Genomic DNA, 13679 nt, shown 5'->3' on the forward strand with positions numbered 1-13679 from the left:
GGCTTGGCTTTCAGGTAGCAGGTGGGCAGGCGGCAGGTGGGCAGGCGGTCAGCGGGGCGGCGGTCAGCGAGGCGGGGGTGAGCGGGAGCGCTGCGGGTTGGCGCTGCGTGCGGCGGCGGACCGGGATGTCGTGGGTGATGCGGGCGCCGCGTTTGGCATCGTCGGGGATCGGGCGTTCGAACACGATGACGCGGGTGCCGAGGCTGAAGGCTTCGCTGATGTCGTGCGTCACCATCACCACCGTCATGCCGGTTTCCTGCCAGAGGCGGCGGGTGAGGGCGTGGATGTCGGCGCGGGTACCGGGGTCGAGCGCGCTGAACGGTTCATCGAGCAGCAGGACGCGGGGCTGGCGGATCAGCGCCTGGGCGAGGGCGAGGCGCTGCTGCATGCCGCCGGACAGCTGCGCGGGGTAGAGCGCCGCGGCCGGGCCGAGGCCGACGTGCTCGAGCATGGCGCTCGCGGTGGCCTCGGCGCGGCGGCGCGCGGCGCCGAACAGCCGGCCGAAGCGAGGTGCGGCGGCGAGTTCGAGTGGCAGGACCGCATTGCCGAGCACGGTGAGGTGGGGAAACACCGAATAACGCTGGAACACCACGCCGCGATCGGCGGTGGGTTCATCGGGTAGTTTGCGACCATCGAGCGCGATGGTGCCGCTGGTGGGGACCTCCTCGCTCATCAGCATGCGCAGGAAGGTGGTTTTGCCGCAGCCGGTCGGGCCGACCACGGCGAGGAAACTGCCGGCGGCCAGCTCGATCGAGACGCGTTCGAGAATCTGGCGGCCGGCGTAGGTTTTGCAGACGTCGCGCACGCTGAGGACGCTGGCTGCGGGCGGGCTGTGCGTCATTGGCGGCCCGCCTCGGCGAACCAGGGGAAGGCGGCGGTTTGCAGGGCGCGCAGAGCGAGATCGAAGATGTAGGCGAGCAGCGTGATCCACAGGACGTAGGGGATGATGATGTCCATGGCAAAGTAGCGGCGCACCAGGAAGATGCGGTAGCCGAGACCATCCTGCGCGGCGATGGCTTCGGCGGAAATCACGTAGAGCCAGGCGGGGCCGAGCGAGAGGCGCACGCCATCGATCAGGCGGGGCAGCATCTGCGGGATGACGATGCGCAGCGCGATCTGCCAGGACGAGGCGCCGAGGGTCTGGGCCTTGATGAGCTGCGGGCGGGGCAGTTCCTCGACGCGGAGCACCAGATCGCGCAGCATGTAGGGGGCGGTGCCGAGCGCGATGAGGGCGATTTTCGCGGTCTCGCCGATGCCGGCGAGGATGAACAGGATCGGCAGGATCGCGAGCGGCGGCACCATGGACAGGGCGGTGATGAAGGGCAGCAGCAGGCGCTTGGCATAGGGGATCATGCCGACCACGATGCCGAGGGTGAAGCTGATGACCACCGCGAGGCCGAGGCCGGAGAGCAGGCGGCGGAGGCTCGCGATGGTATCGGCCAGCATGAGGTACTGGCCGGTCGCGAGGTCGCGGGTGAACAGCATTTCGCGCACCCCGCCGATCATTTGCCCGAGCGTGGGCAGCACCTTGTCGCCGGCGTTCGCATCGTGCCGCGCGATGGCGGCGATGGTGTAGGCGAGCGCGAGCAGGACGAAGGGTGCCGCTTTCAGCACGAGGTCGAGCCGTGCGGGCGGGGTGCGGTTGATCAGGCGCATCGGCGCGACGTTACAGGGTTTTGGTTGCGGCCATCTGCATGAATTCCGACGTGTAGCGGAACTTCACGTTTTTGGGGTTGCCGAGGATCTTGCCGTTGGGGAAGCTGATGCCGACGACATCGGGCGAGGGTGCGCCCTGGCCCATCAGACCGTTGGCGAACAGGAATTTGCGGACGTATTGCATGGTCTCGATCAGCTTGGCCGAGCGGGTGAAGCTTGCGGCGGTCGCGGGCTTGGCGAACAGGTGGGTGGTTTTCACCTGCGCATCGAATCCCGCGAGATCGGTGCCGGAGAGCTTGGCCATGGCGGTGCGCGCGGCTTTGCCGGCGGCGGTGTCGGACAGCATGATGCCGAGGGTTTCGTACCAGGCGCCGGCGAGGGCTTTGGCGAATTCGGGGTGGGCTTTCAGCACATCGGTACGGACGATGCAGAGGTCGAGAATTTCACCGGGGATCTGGGCCGAGGTGAACACTTCATGGGCGGTCTTGTTCTGCATGATCTGCTGGACGATCGGGTTCCAGGTGACCACGGCGGTGACGGCCGGGGTGAGGTAGGCGGCGGCCATATCGGCGTCGGAGGTGTTGACCAGGCGGACGTCACGCTCGGTCATGCCGTGTTTTTGCAGGCCGCGCGCGAGCAGATATTGCGAGACCGAATATTGGACGATGTTGACCTTCTGGCCCTTGATATCGGCGAATTTGGTCTTGCCCTTGAGGATGACGGCATCGTTGCCGTTGGAATAGTCGCCGGTGATGATCGAGGTGGAATCGATGCCGCCGACCGCGGGGACGGCGAGCGTGTCCATGTTGGTGATGGTCAGCGCATCGAACCCGCCGGCGGTGTACTGGTTGATCGAGGTCGAGTAATCGGCGACTTCGACGACGTCGATTTCGATGCCGTATTTATCGGCCCATTTCTTGACGATGCCGGTATCGGCGGCCCAGGGCCAGGGCATCCAGCCGACATAGACGGTCCAGGCGAGTTTGAATTTCTTTTTGGCGGCGGCGCGGGCCGCCGGCAGGGCAGTGGTGGCAGCGACGGCCGCGGTCGAAGCGATGAATTGTTTACGTGTCAGCATGATGGTTTCCCTTCTCGATTGACGGCCTGCGCGAAGGGCACACGGAGAGACCGATGCGCGCCCACGCACCAATGCTCTCCCGGGCTTTTATCCCGCCGTGTACCGCGCGGATGTCTCCCGCACGGCTGCGGCTCTCGGACCAGCATCGGGACGACCGACCGGAACCCTAGCCACGGGTTCAGGCAATGCGAGAACCGTGCCAGCGGCGAGCCGGGGCCATGGAACGGGGATGGGCGGGTGTTTACGACGTCATTGCCTTACACTTGATCATTGCTGCAAAAAAAATGGCTATATTGATTAAAAATTCCAATCTGTGTGCGCGATCGCACCGAAATCGCGCGGCGTTTGCGGTGTTGAATCGCTCAAGGCGGGAATGGCATCGGGGTTTCGTCACCGTTGTGCTGGAAATTCGGGCCGTGCGGTTTTTTGCAACGACGTGTGCTGATTTTTATGCTATTCTTTGCACGATTTTCGCTCTACTCATGGTGCATTGATCAATATTTGATCATTAAGGCGTAGATTAGCGCTCCGTTCGTAGGATATCTGATACGAAAGATTGAAGCGGAACTGACTTTTTGATTATGATCCGATATGCCTATGCTGACCTGGCCGGTGGCGGGGCCATCTGAAAGGAACGACTGCATGCGAACCAACATCGGTCCGACCGATCGGGATGATCCTGCCGCCGGCCAACGCAGCCTGGCATGGTATGAAGCGTGACGCAGCTCTGTGTTGCGGCGGAGCCTTATGAGTTCAGCGCCGATCCGGCGCGTACCGCACTCGTCATTATCGACATGCAACGGGATTTTCTGGAACCCGGCGGGTTTGGTGCGGCGCTGGGCAACGATGTCGCCCTGTTGCGCAGCGCGATTGCGCCGATCGCAGCGACGCTGCACGCCGCACGGGCCTGCGGGATGCTGGTGATCCACACGCGCGAGGGGCATCGCCCTGATCTGTCCGATTTGCCGCCGGCCAAGAAAACGCGCGGCCGGCTTGCCTGCGGCATCGGCGATGCCGGGCCGATGGGGCGGATCCTCGTGCGCGGCGAGGCCGGGCATGGGTTGATCGCCGAACTGGCGCCGATCGATGGCGAACCGGTGATCGACAAGCCCGGCAAGGGGGCGTTCTATGCCACTGATCTTGAGACGATTCTGCGCCAGCGTGGCATCGGGTGGTTGATTCTATGCGGCGTGACCACGGAAGTTTGCGTTCATACCACCTTGCGGGAAGCGAACGATCGGGGCTTCGAATGTCTGGTGCTGAGCGATGGCACGGCTTCGTATTTTCCGCAGTTTCATGCATGGGCGCTCGCCATGGTCAAGGCGCAGGGCGGGATCTTCGGCTGGGTGACAGACAGCGCGGCGCTGATTGCCGCCATGCAGGGAGAGTGACGATGCGGACACGCACGGATCAGATCGCTTTGTGGGTCGGCGGCGACTGGAACGGATTTTTCGGCCTGTTCACCAATGTGCTGCTCAACGTGATCGTGCTGACCGGGTTGTGTCTGGGTGTGGTGCATCTGCCCGATGATGTCGTGTTTGGACGCATCCTGCCGGCGCTCGGGATCGCGCTGCCGCTGGGTAATTTGTTTTACGCTTATCTGGCCTGGAAGCTTTCGAAATCGAGCGGGCGCTCCGATGTGACCGCGATGCCCTATGGGCCGAGTGTGCCGCATATGTTCATCGTGGTGTTCGTGATCATGCTGCCGACCTGGCTGAAGACGCATGACCCGATCGCGGCGTGGGAGGCGGGGTTGGCGTGGGCGTTCATTATCGGCGTGATCGTGACGATCGGGGCGTTCGTCGGGCCGACCATTCGCAAATACACGCCGCGCGCGGCGATGCTGGGGGCGCTGGCGGGGATTTCGATCGCCTTCATCGCGATGCGGCCGGCGTTTCAGTTTTTCGAAGTGCCGTGGCTCGGGTTCTTATCGTTCGGCATCATTCTGCTCAGCTGGACCGCGAAGGTGCGGATGCCGTTCGGCCTGCCGGGCGGGTTGGCGGCGGTGCTGGTGGGTACGGTGCTGGCCTGGGCGGGGGAATTCACCGGCCTGTCGCATGTGATGCATCCTGCGGCGGTGAGCGCGGCGCTGGGCGAGTTCGGGCTGCATCTGCCGGTGGCCTCCGGCCATTTCATCAAGGGGCTCGATGCGATCGGACCGCTGCTGGTGACCGCAATTCCGCTTGGCATCTATAATTTCACCGAGGGGATGAGCAACGTCGAGAGCGCAGCGGCCGCGGGCGATGAGTATGATTTGCGCAAGATCCTGCTGGCCGATGGGATCGGCGCGATGCTCGGGGCGGTGCTTGGCAGCCCGTTTCCGCCGGCGGTGTACATTGGGCATCCGGGCTGGAAGGCGGTGGGCGGGCGGATCGGTTACTCACTCGCGACCGGGGTGGTGGTTTCGGGGGTGTGTTTTCTCGGTCTGACCGCGCTGCTGCTGGCAGTGGTGCCGCTGGTCGCGATCCTGCCGATCCTGCTTTACATCGGCCTGGTGATCGGGGCGCAGGCCTTCGAGGCGACGCCGCCGCGCCATGCGCCGGCGGTGATCCTGGCCTTGCTGCCGAATGTCGCGAACTGGGCGCAAAGCCAGATCGATGGCGCGTTGCACGCGGCCGGTACCACGGCCGCCGCGGTCGGGTTCACCAAGCTCGACGGGGCGGGCGTGATTTATCGCGGGCTCGAATTGTTCGGCGGCGGTGGTACCCTGGCGGGGCTGGTGCTGGGCGCGATTGCGGCGTTCATCATCGACCGGAAATTCGAGGCAGCTGCGATCTATGCCGGGATCGGCGCGGTGCTGGCGTTCTTTGGGTTCATCAACGGCACGCAGCTGGCGTTCGGCAATTCGGCCCCGGTGGCTTTGGGCTATGCGATTCTGGGGGGTATGTTGCTCCTGCTGTGGCGACGGGCGCCGGTACGGGTTGCAGCACCGGGTGAGGCGGCGACCGAGGGGATGGTGGAGTCGGTTTAGGTTAGGGAAAGGGAGGCTTCTTTTTTGAAAAAAAGAAGCAAAAAACTTTCTGACTCTGGTGCACGGGCGGTTTCACCGGCACTGGCCCAAATTAACAAAGTTTTTTTTTGCTTCTTTTTTGTTCACAAAAAAGAAGGCCTTCCGTCTTTGATTTTTTAGTGTAATTTGTTGCGATAACATTCCGAGTAGATGCGAGATACGCCATGACTCAAGACATCCCCGCCTATGTCGACGCTGCCGCGTCACTCCTGGGCTTGCCGATCGCGCCCGGGCATCGTGATGCGGTGATCGAGGCGATGGCGATGATCTTGGCGCAGGCGGACCTGGTGCTGGCGTTCGATCTGGCGCACACGATCGAGGCGGCACCGCGCTTCAGGCCGTGCTGATGCAGAGTGTGGCGGTGCCGCATCGGGCCAGCGCGACGGCGATTGCGGCCGCGGTGCGGGGCGGGCGGATCAGCGCGCGCGCGGTGCTCGAAGATCATCTGGCACGGATTGGAGCACTCGATGGGGCGTTCAACTGCTTCACGACGCTGACGGTGGAACGGGCGCGTAGCGAGGCCGATGCGGTCGATGCGAAACTGGCGGCGGGGGACGATGCCGGGCCACTCGCGGGCGTGCCGGTGGCGGTGAAGAATCTTTACGACATCGCGGGGTTGCCGACCTGGGCGGGTTCGAAACTGTATCGTGACGCGGCGCCGGCCGGGGCCGATGCGCCGGTGCTGGCGCGGTTGATCGCGGCCGGGGCGGTGCTGCTGGGCGCGCTGAACATGGACGAATTCGCCTATGGGTTCACCACCGAAAATGCGCATGACGGGCCGACCCGCAACCCGCACGATGTGGCCCGCAGCGCGGGTGGTTCGTCCGGCGGGTCGGCCGCAGCGGTGGCGGCGGGGTTCGCGCCGATCACCCTGGGGTCGGACACCAACGGCTCGATCCGCCTGCCGGCCGCGTTGTGCGGGGTGTTCGGGCTGAAGCCGACCTATGGCGCGCTCGACCGGTCCGGCACGTTTCCGTTCGTCGATAGTCTCGATCATCTCGGCCCGTTCGCGCGTTGCCCCGAGGATATCGCACTTGCGTTCGATGTGATGCGTGGGGTGGCGCCGGCGCCGATTGCCGATGCCGGCGAAAAGCGGGTGGCGACGCTGGGCGGGTGGTTCGCCCGGCAGGCGACGCCGGCCGTACTGGACGTGGTGCGGCATGTGGCGATGGCGCTCGGTGCGCGGGATGAGGCAATTCTGCCGGAGGCTGAGCGGGCGCGCGCGGCGGCGTTTTGCATCACGGCGTCGGAGGGCGGTTCGCTGCATTTCGATATGCTGAAAACCCATGCAGCGGCGTATGACCCGGCAACGAGGCCACGGCTGATGGCGGGCGCGCTGCTGCCGGCGCATATCGTGCAGGCGGCGCAGCGATTCCGCGCCTGGTTCGCGGCACAGGCCGCGTTGTTGTTCGAGCGGTACGACGCGCTGCTGGCCCCGGTTTCGCCGTGCGTGGCACCGCTGATCGGGCAGGCACGCATGATGCTCGGGGGCCAGGAATTACCGGTGCGGCCGAACCTTGGCCTGTATACCCAGCCGATCAGTTTCATCGGTCTGCCGGTTGTGGTCGTGCCGGTGTATGCCGCGGGCGCGCTGCCGCTGGGGGTGCAGATCATCACGGCGCCGGGGCGCGAGGCCACCGGGCTTGCGCTGGCGCACCGCCTGGCGCGGGACGGCGTGACCAACGCGGCCGTGGTGCCGTGATGGCGGGCATGACGATCGATGATCCGGCGACGCTTGCGAGTGTCGCCGAGATGTTCGCGCGCTATGAGCAGGCGCTGGGGTCCAATGACATCGCGGCGCTGGATGCGTTTTTCTGGGATTCGCCGCAGACGGTCCGCTACGGCGTCGGCGAGGCGCTGTATGGTATCATGGCGATCCGCGCGTTCCGCCAGGCGCGCGCCGGCGGATCGCCACCGCGCACGCTCGCGCATCAGGCGATCACCACGTTCGGCGAGGATTTCGCCATCACCAACACCGAGTTTCACCGCACCGGCGAGGCGCGGCGCGGCCGGCAATCGCAGGTGTGGGTGCGGTTTGCCGATGTTGGCTGGCGGATCGTAGCCGCGCATGTCTCGCTGGCGGCGGAGACCAGCTGAGCGCGGCGCCGGCCGATGACGATCCGGGAGCCGATCAGCGGCGCCGTTGCACCTGTTTGACGTCGCGGACGGCGCCATTGGCGGCGCTGGTGGTCAGGGCGGCATAGGCTTGCAGCGCGGCTGAGACAGTACGCTGGCGGCCGATCGGCTGCCAGGCATCGGCGCCGCGGGCTTCCATGGCGTCGCGCCGGGCGGCCAGGGTGGCATCGTCGATCAGCAGGTCGATCTTGCGGGCGGGGATGTCGATCGCGATCAGGTCGCCTTCCTCGATCAGGCCGATCGCGCCGCCTTCCGCGGCTTCGGGTGACATGTGCCCGATCGACAGGCCGGAGGTGCCGCCGGAGAAGCGGCCATCGGTGATCAGGGCGCAGACTTTACCGAGGCCCTTCGATTTCAGATAGCTGGTGGGGTAGAGCATTTCCTGCATGCCCGGCCCGCCTTTCGGGCCTTCGTAGCGGATGACCACGACATCGCCGGCGACGATTTTATCGCCCAAAATCGCGGCCACGGCATCGTCCTGGCTCGCGAAAATTCTGGCCGGGCCTTTGAAAATCAAATTGGCGGCATCGACGCCGGCGGTCTTCACGATCGCGCCGTCGACCGCGATGTTGCCGTAGAGCACGGCGAGGCCACCGTCCTTGCTGAAGGCGTGTTCGGCATCGCGGATGACGCCTTTGACGCGGTCGGTATCGAGCCCGTCGTAGCGGCGGGACTGGCTGAACGCCTGGGTGGTGCGCACGCCACCGGGGGCGGCGCTGAACAGGGTGCGGGCCTGGTCGCGGCCGTTCATGATATCCCAGAGTTCGACGGCGGCGCCGATGGTTTTTTCATGCACGGTCGAGCAGTCGCGGTGCAGCAGGCCGGCGCGGTCGAGCGCGCCGAGCAGGCCCATGATGCCGCCGGCGCGGTGGACATCCTCCATGTGGACGTCGGGGACCGAGGGCGAGACCTTGCAGAGATTGGGCACGCGGCGGGACAGACGATCGATGTCGGCCATGGTGAAATCGAGCTCGGCCTCGCGCGCCGCGGCGAGCAGGTGAAGCACGGTGTTGGTGGAACCGCCCATGGCGATGTCGAGCGACATGGCGTTTTCGAACGCATCGAAATTCGCGATCGCGCGGGGCAGGAGGGTATGATCGTCCTGCTCGTAATGACGGCGGGCGAGATCGACGATCTGCCAGCCGGCCTCGACGAACAGGCGCTTGCGATCGGCATGGGTGGCGAGCAGCGAGCCGTTGCCCGGCAGGGCGAGGCCGAGCGCCTCGACCAGGCAGTTCATCGAATTGGCGGTGAACATGCCCGAGCATGAGCCGCAGGTGGGGCAGGCGGAACGCTCCATCACCGCGGCCTGTTCGTCGGTCTGGGTCGGATCGGCGGCGGCGACCATGGCGGTGATCAGGTCGACCGCCTTGGTCTCGCCCTTGGCGACGTATTTGCCGGCTTCCATCGGGCCGCCGGAGACGAAAATGGTGGGGATGTTCAGGCGGAGTGCCGCCATCAGCATGCCGGGCGTGATCTTGTCGCAGTTGGAGATGCAGACCAGCGCATCGGCGCAATGGGCGTTGACCATGTATTCGACCGAATCCGCGATCAGCTCGCGCGAGGGCAGGGAATACAGCATGCCGCCGTGGCCCATCGCGATGCCGTCGTCGACGGCGATGGTGTTGAACTCCTTGGCGACACCGCCTGCGGCCTCGACCTCGCGCGCGACCAGCTGGCCGAGATCCTTCAGATGGACATGGCCGGGCACGAACTGGGTGAAGGAATTGGAAATGGCGATGATCGGCTTGCCGAAATCGCCATCGCCCATGCCGGTGGCGCGCCACAGCGCACGGGCACCCGCCATGTTGCGGCCATGGGTCGAGGTGCGAGACCGATAATGCGGCATGGGCTTGGTTTCCGTTTCGTTTATTGCGCGACAACTATAGTTTGGGTCGACCCATCTAGCTACCCTGCATCGTCAGGGCAAACACGCGCAGGGCGGATGCCAGGCCGTCGCCCGGGATGCGGGCATCGTCGATCGAGGCGATCAGGCCTGGCAGGGTGGTCGAGCGCGCTGCCGCGATTGCTTCGAGTGCGGCCCAGAAGGCTGGTTCCAGCGCAATGCTGGTGCGATGGCCGGACAGCGAGAGACTGCGTTTTTCAAGGCTCATCGGTGGCGGGGGTTGCCGTGCGGCGGGTCAGGACGGCGAGCAGCGCAGGCAGGAAGACGAAGGTGGCGATCAGCACGGCGGCCAGGCTGAGCAGCAGCAGTTCGCCGAGGCTCGCGGTGCCGCGATCGTGCGAGGCGGCCAGCGAGCCGAAGGCGGTGCCGGTGGTCAGCGCCGAGAACAGCACGGCGCGCGCGGTGGCCGAGCCGAGCAGATTGCGCATGCCGGCGCGCCAGTTCATCACGAAATAGACGTTGAACGAGACGCCGACGCCGAGCAGCAGGGGGAGTGCGATGATGTTCGCATAGTCGAGCTGCATGCCGGCGAGCCGGGCGAACAGCGCGGTGAGCAGCGCGGACAGGGCGAGGGTGGCCACCACCAGGGCCGAATCGCGCACCGAGCGCAGGAAGATCATCAGGATGATCGCGATCGCGATCGCCCCCAGCAGCGCGGCTTCACGGAAGGCGCCGAGGATGGTTTTCGCGGTGGCGACGGTGGTTGCCGCAGGGCCTGCGAGCACCGGCACGATGGTCTGGGCGGCGGCGACGAATTTCCACAATCCGGCCGATGTCTGGGCCGCGGCGGTCGGGATGATCTGCAGGCGCACCCGGCCATCCGGCAGGAACCAGTCCTGTTTCAGATCGGGTGGCAGGTTGGCCAGCGTGATGCGCTGGGCGGAGAGCGCATCGTTCAGCCGGGCCAGCTCGCCGGGCAGGTATTTCACAAGGGCCGCGTTGGCGGCGAGGAGCCGGGCGTCCGATGCGGTTTTCAACCGCTCCAGCGCCTGGCCGATGCCGAGCAAGGGAGCGTTTTTCGGCAGTCTGGTGGCGATGGCCGCGATTTCACCGGCGGCCTTGGCCGCGGCTTCACGCAGGCGGGCGGCGGTGACCGGCGGTGGCGTGCCGCCCGACAGCGAAGGGGCGAGGATCTGCTGGGTCTGGGCGATCATCGCGAGTTTTGCGGTCTGTTTCGTGGGCACGAAGGTCGCGCCCGAGATCACCTGTGCGACTTCGGGGAGTTTGCCGAACCGGGCGGCGAGCGCCTTTGCCGCCGGCAGATTGGGCGCAAGAGCGTCGATGTAGAACGGGTTGGTGACCGATTTGCCGAGCAGGGATCGCAGCGTGCGCATCGCTTCGGTGTTCGGATTCTGGGTGTCGAGCGGGTTGGCGTCGAAATGGATGGTGGCGAGCGAGACGATGCCGGCGATGGCGAGGATGCCGAAACCGGCGAGGACCGGTTTGCGGTGCCGGTTCACCGCACGATCCGCGCGGTCGCCCAGCGGAAAGCCGATCCGCGCGGGCTCGCCGCGCGGCCGGGTGAGCGCGAGCAGGGCGGGCAGGAAGGTTATGGTGCAGACGAAAGCGATGAGCATGCCGATGCCGGCGATCTCGCCGAGCTCGGCGACACCGATGAAACTGGTCGGGGCGAAGGCGAGAAAGCCGCAGGCGGTCGCAACCGAGGCCAGGGCGATCTGGGTGCCGGCCTCGTTGGCGGCTTCGATCATGGCGAGGGCGGGATCGGTGATGCGGGTGCGCACGTCACGCAGGCGGACGCAGAACTGGATCGCGAAATCGACCGCGAGGCCGACGAACAGGATGGCGAAGGCGACCGAGATCAGGTTGAGCGTGCCGATGGCGAGGGCGGCGAAACTGACCGTGAGGAGCAGGCCCGCGATCAGGGTCGCGAGGATCGGCACGATCATCCGCCAGGACCGCACCGCGAGGATCAGCCAGAGGGTGATCAGCGCCACGCTGATGACGAGACCGAGCACGAGACCTTGGGTGAGGCTTGCGAATTGTTCATCCGAGAGGGGTATCTGGCCGGTGTAGTTGACGGTCGCCTCGCCCGAGCGGACGCTGGGGAGCGAGGCGGCGATGCGGCGGAGGGCTGCGGTCGCCGCCCCGCCCGGCTGCAACGTGCCGTGGTCGAGCACCGGGTGGATCAGCACGAAGCGGACATCGCCCTGTTCGGCGGCGACACCGGGGGTGAGCAGCGCCTGCCAGGAAATCGGTTTGGGATGCCCCGCGGCGGCCTGTTCGATCGCGCTCTGGAAACTTTTCAACTGGGCGGCGTAGGGGGTCAGATTGGCCTGGCCGGCACCGACGCCGACCGCCATCAGATCGAGCGCCTTGAACAGGCCGGCGGCCGAGGGATCTGCCGAGAGCTGGCCCAGAAAGGGCTGCGCCGTGACGATCGAGTTGAGCAGGGTGGCCAACTGGTCCGGCGGTAGCAACAGCAAGCCGTCTTCGCGGTAGAACCGGCCGGTGCCGGGGCGGCTGACGTCCTTGAAATGGGTTTTGTCGGCGGCGATGCGGTCGGCCAGCGCCTTGGCCGTGGCGTCGGCACCTTCGGGCGTCGCATCCCGGACCACCGCCACGATCAGATCGTTGAACTGGGGGAATGCCTTGTCGAACACGATCTGTTCCTGCCGCCAGGGGAGTGAGCGGGCGAACAGATGGTCGGTATTGGTGTCGATGCCGAGATGCGAGCGCGCGTAGCCCAGCCCGAGCAGCAGCAGTACGGCGTAGAGGGCGAGCACGGCGACCGCATGCCGGCGGCTGCTTCCCACAAGTGAAACGATCAGTTTCTGCATCAAATGATCCCGATATATGCCCGATCTACATAGGGCAAAACAACCGCTCGACCAGCATCGCGCGCCGCACCGCCGGCGTGGGGGCGTGGGTTCTCAGCTGCGAACCAGGCGGGCCGGTGCGGCAAACCCGTGACGGCGCAAGGCCATGGCGGCGCCGGGGTGGATCAGGACCGGGCTGCTGGCGTCGATCCAGCCATTCTTGATCGTCATGGCATCGGGGGGCAGGCCGGTCGCGCGCATGGCGCCCTGGTCGCTCAGGGCCGCCTCGGTCAGCTGGGCGACCAGCTGGTCGGGCAGGTCGGCGCGGCCGATCGCGATCGCGTCCGAGCCGATGGTGGAAACCGCCGCGGTCTGATGCGGCAGGCTGGCGTGGGGAATGATGGTGCGCCCCATCCCCGGCAGGCGTGCCATGGCGGTCTGCTGCGCCTTGGTCACGCCAAGCAGGATGAAACCGCCTTTGCCGGCTGCATCGCGGAGGGCCGGCAGCGGCGTCGGGCCGAAAAACGCACAGGCGTCGAGTTTGCGACGGAGCAGCAGCTCGATCTGTTCGGTGTAGAGACCGGTGATGGCGAGGTTTGGCGTGATGTGGGCGGCGGCGAGCAGGGCGGGGGTCAGCACCGCGCTTGCGCCGCCGGCCGGGCCGACCCCGATCGGGCGGCCGGTTAGATCGGCCAGGCGTTTGACCGGTCCCTCGAGCAGGGCGATCACCTGCCAGCTGGCGGGAAAGATCGGAAACAGCGCGCGAAAACCGCGCAGGGTGACGCGCCCGGTCCAGGAGGCATTGCCCAGCCATGCCTGATCGGCCACCGCCAGCGTCGTCAGACCGAGTTGTGCGGCACCCTGTTCGACCAGCAGGATGTTGGCGGCGCTGCCGCCCGAGGCGCGGTAGGACAGGGTCACGGGGGCGGTGGCGCTGGCCGATTGGCCCCAGGCGGGGCCGTACAAGGCGAAACCGCCGCCGGGTTCACCGGTCGCCATGGTCAGCGCCATGCGCGGCATGCCTGCCGCGGCGCGCCGGATGACACCGGCCGATGCCAGGGTGATGCCCGCGCCGAGGAATGATCGTCTGCGCCATGTCATTGCCAATGCCTCCCG

13 protein-coding genes and 1 riboswitch are annotated in these 13679 nt (G+C 66.2%); of the genes, 6 read left to right on the top strand and 7 right to left on the bottom strand.

The features are described 5' to 3' along the window. Positions 1-10: 10 nt before the first annotated feature. From AruPA_RS10790 to AruPA_RS10800, 3 genes are read right to left on the bottom strand one after another with little or no spacing between them, the layout of a single operon-like run. Positions 11-841, bottom strand: coding sequence for an ABC transporter ATP-binding protein (locus AruPA_RS10790; protein WP_265636698.1), 831 nt, complete (start codon positions 839-841; stop codon positions 11-13). Then, complete coding sequence (locus AruPA_RS10795) at positions 838-1656, bottom strand: ABC transporter permease (RefSeq protein ID WP_265636699.1); 819 nt, start codon at positions 1654-1656, stop codon at positions 838-840. Before AruPA_RS10795 ends, AruPA_RS10790 begins: the two co-directional genes overlap by 4 nt. A 10-nt stretch (positions 1657-1666) precedes the next feature. After that, the gene (locus AruPA_RS10800) at positions 1667-2734 is read right to left on the bottom strand and encodes a putative urea ABC transporter substrate-binding protein (RefSeq protein WP_265636700.1); all 1068 of its coding nucleotides are present in this window, start codon (positions 2732-2734) and stop codon (positions 1667-1669) included. 74 nt (positions 2735-2808) lie between these two features. Continuing rightward, positions 2809-2915: riboswitch (guanidine-I (ykkC/yxkD leader) on the bottom strand. A gap of 37 nt (positions 2916-2952) precedes the next feature. Between AruPA_RS10800 and AruPA_RS10805 the strand changes: the two genes are divergently transcribed. From AruPA_RS10805 to hpxZ, 6 genes are all read left to right on the top strand, one after another. Next, on the top strand, positions 2953-3228 hold the full coding sequence (locus tag AruPA_RS10805; RefSeq protein ID WP_265636701.1) for a hypothetical protein: 276 nt from the start codon (positions 2953-2955) through the stop codon (positions 3226-3228). Positions 3229-3450: 222 nt separating this feature from the next. After that, positions 3451-4125, top strand: coding sequence for a cysteine hydrolase family protein (locus tag AruPA_RS10810; RefSeq protein ID WP_265636702.1), 675 nt, complete (start codon positions 3451-3453; stop codon positions 4123-4125). A 2-nt stretch (positions 4126-4127) separates the two neighbouring features. Next, entirely contained in the window at positions 4128-5705 is a 1578-nt protein-coding gene (locus AruPA_RS10815) for a hypothetical protein (protein WP_265636703.1), read from the top strand. 203 nt (positions 5706-5908) lie between these two features. Then, entirely contained in the window at positions 5909-6091 is a 183-nt protein-coding gene (locus AruPA_RS10820; RefSeq protein WP_265636704.1) for a DUF4089 domain-containing protein, read from the top strand. Beyond that, positions 6091-7446, top strand: a complete 1356-nt coding sequence (locus AruPA_RS10825) for an AtzE family amidohydrolase (RefSeq protein ID WP_265636705.1) — start codon at positions 6091-6093, stop codon at positions 7444-7446. Before AruPA_RS10820 ends, AruPA_RS10825 begins: the two co-directional genes overlap by 1 nt. Next, positions 7446-7841, top strand: coding sequence for an oxalurate catabolism protein HpxZ (gene hpxZ, locus AruPA_RS10830; RefSeq protein ID WP_322784399.1), 396 nt, complete (start codon positions 7446-7448; stop codon positions 7839-7841). Before AruPA_RS10825 ends, hpxZ begins: the two co-directional genes overlap by 1 nt. A gap of 34 nt (positions 7842-7875) precedes the next feature. On the opposite strand, the gene ilvD is transcribed toward hpxZ, so the two are convergent. From ilvD to AruPA_RS10850, 4 genes are all read right to left on the bottom strand, one after another. Further along, entirely contained in the window at positions 7876-9729 is a 1854-nt protein-coding gene (gene ilvD / locus AruPA_RS10835) for a dihydroxy-acid dehydratase (RefSeq protein ID WP_265636706.1), read from the bottom strand. 55 nt (positions 9730-9784) lie between these two features. Then, entirely contained in the window at positions 9785-9994 is a 210-nt protein-coding gene (locus tag AruPA_RS10840; protein WP_265636707.1) for a ribbon-helix-helix domain-containing protein, read from the bottom strand. After that, the gene (locus tag AruPA_RS10845; protein ID WP_265636708.1) at positions 9984-12584 is read right to left on the bottom strand and encodes an MMPL family transporter; all 2601 of its coding nucleotides are present in this window, start codon (positions 12582-12584) and stop codon (positions 9984-9986) included. The genes AruPA_RS10840 and AruPA_RS10845 overlap by 11 nt, the downstream gene beginning before the upstream one ends. A gap of 93 nt (positions 12585-12677) precedes the next feature. Continuing rightward, on the bottom strand, positions 12678-13664 hold the full coding sequence (locus AruPA_RS10850; protein ID WP_265636709.1) for a TAXI family TRAP transporter solute-binding subunit: 987 nt from the start codon (positions 13662-13664) through the stop codon (positions 12678-12680). Between the last annotated feature and the right edge of the window lie 15 nt (positions 13665-13679).

Origin of the sequence: Acidiphilium sp. PA (genome assembly GCF_026191915.1) — a bacterium.
Classification (GTDB): Bacteria; Pseudomonadota; Alphaproteobacteria; order Acetobacterales; family Acetobacteraceae; genus Acidiphilium.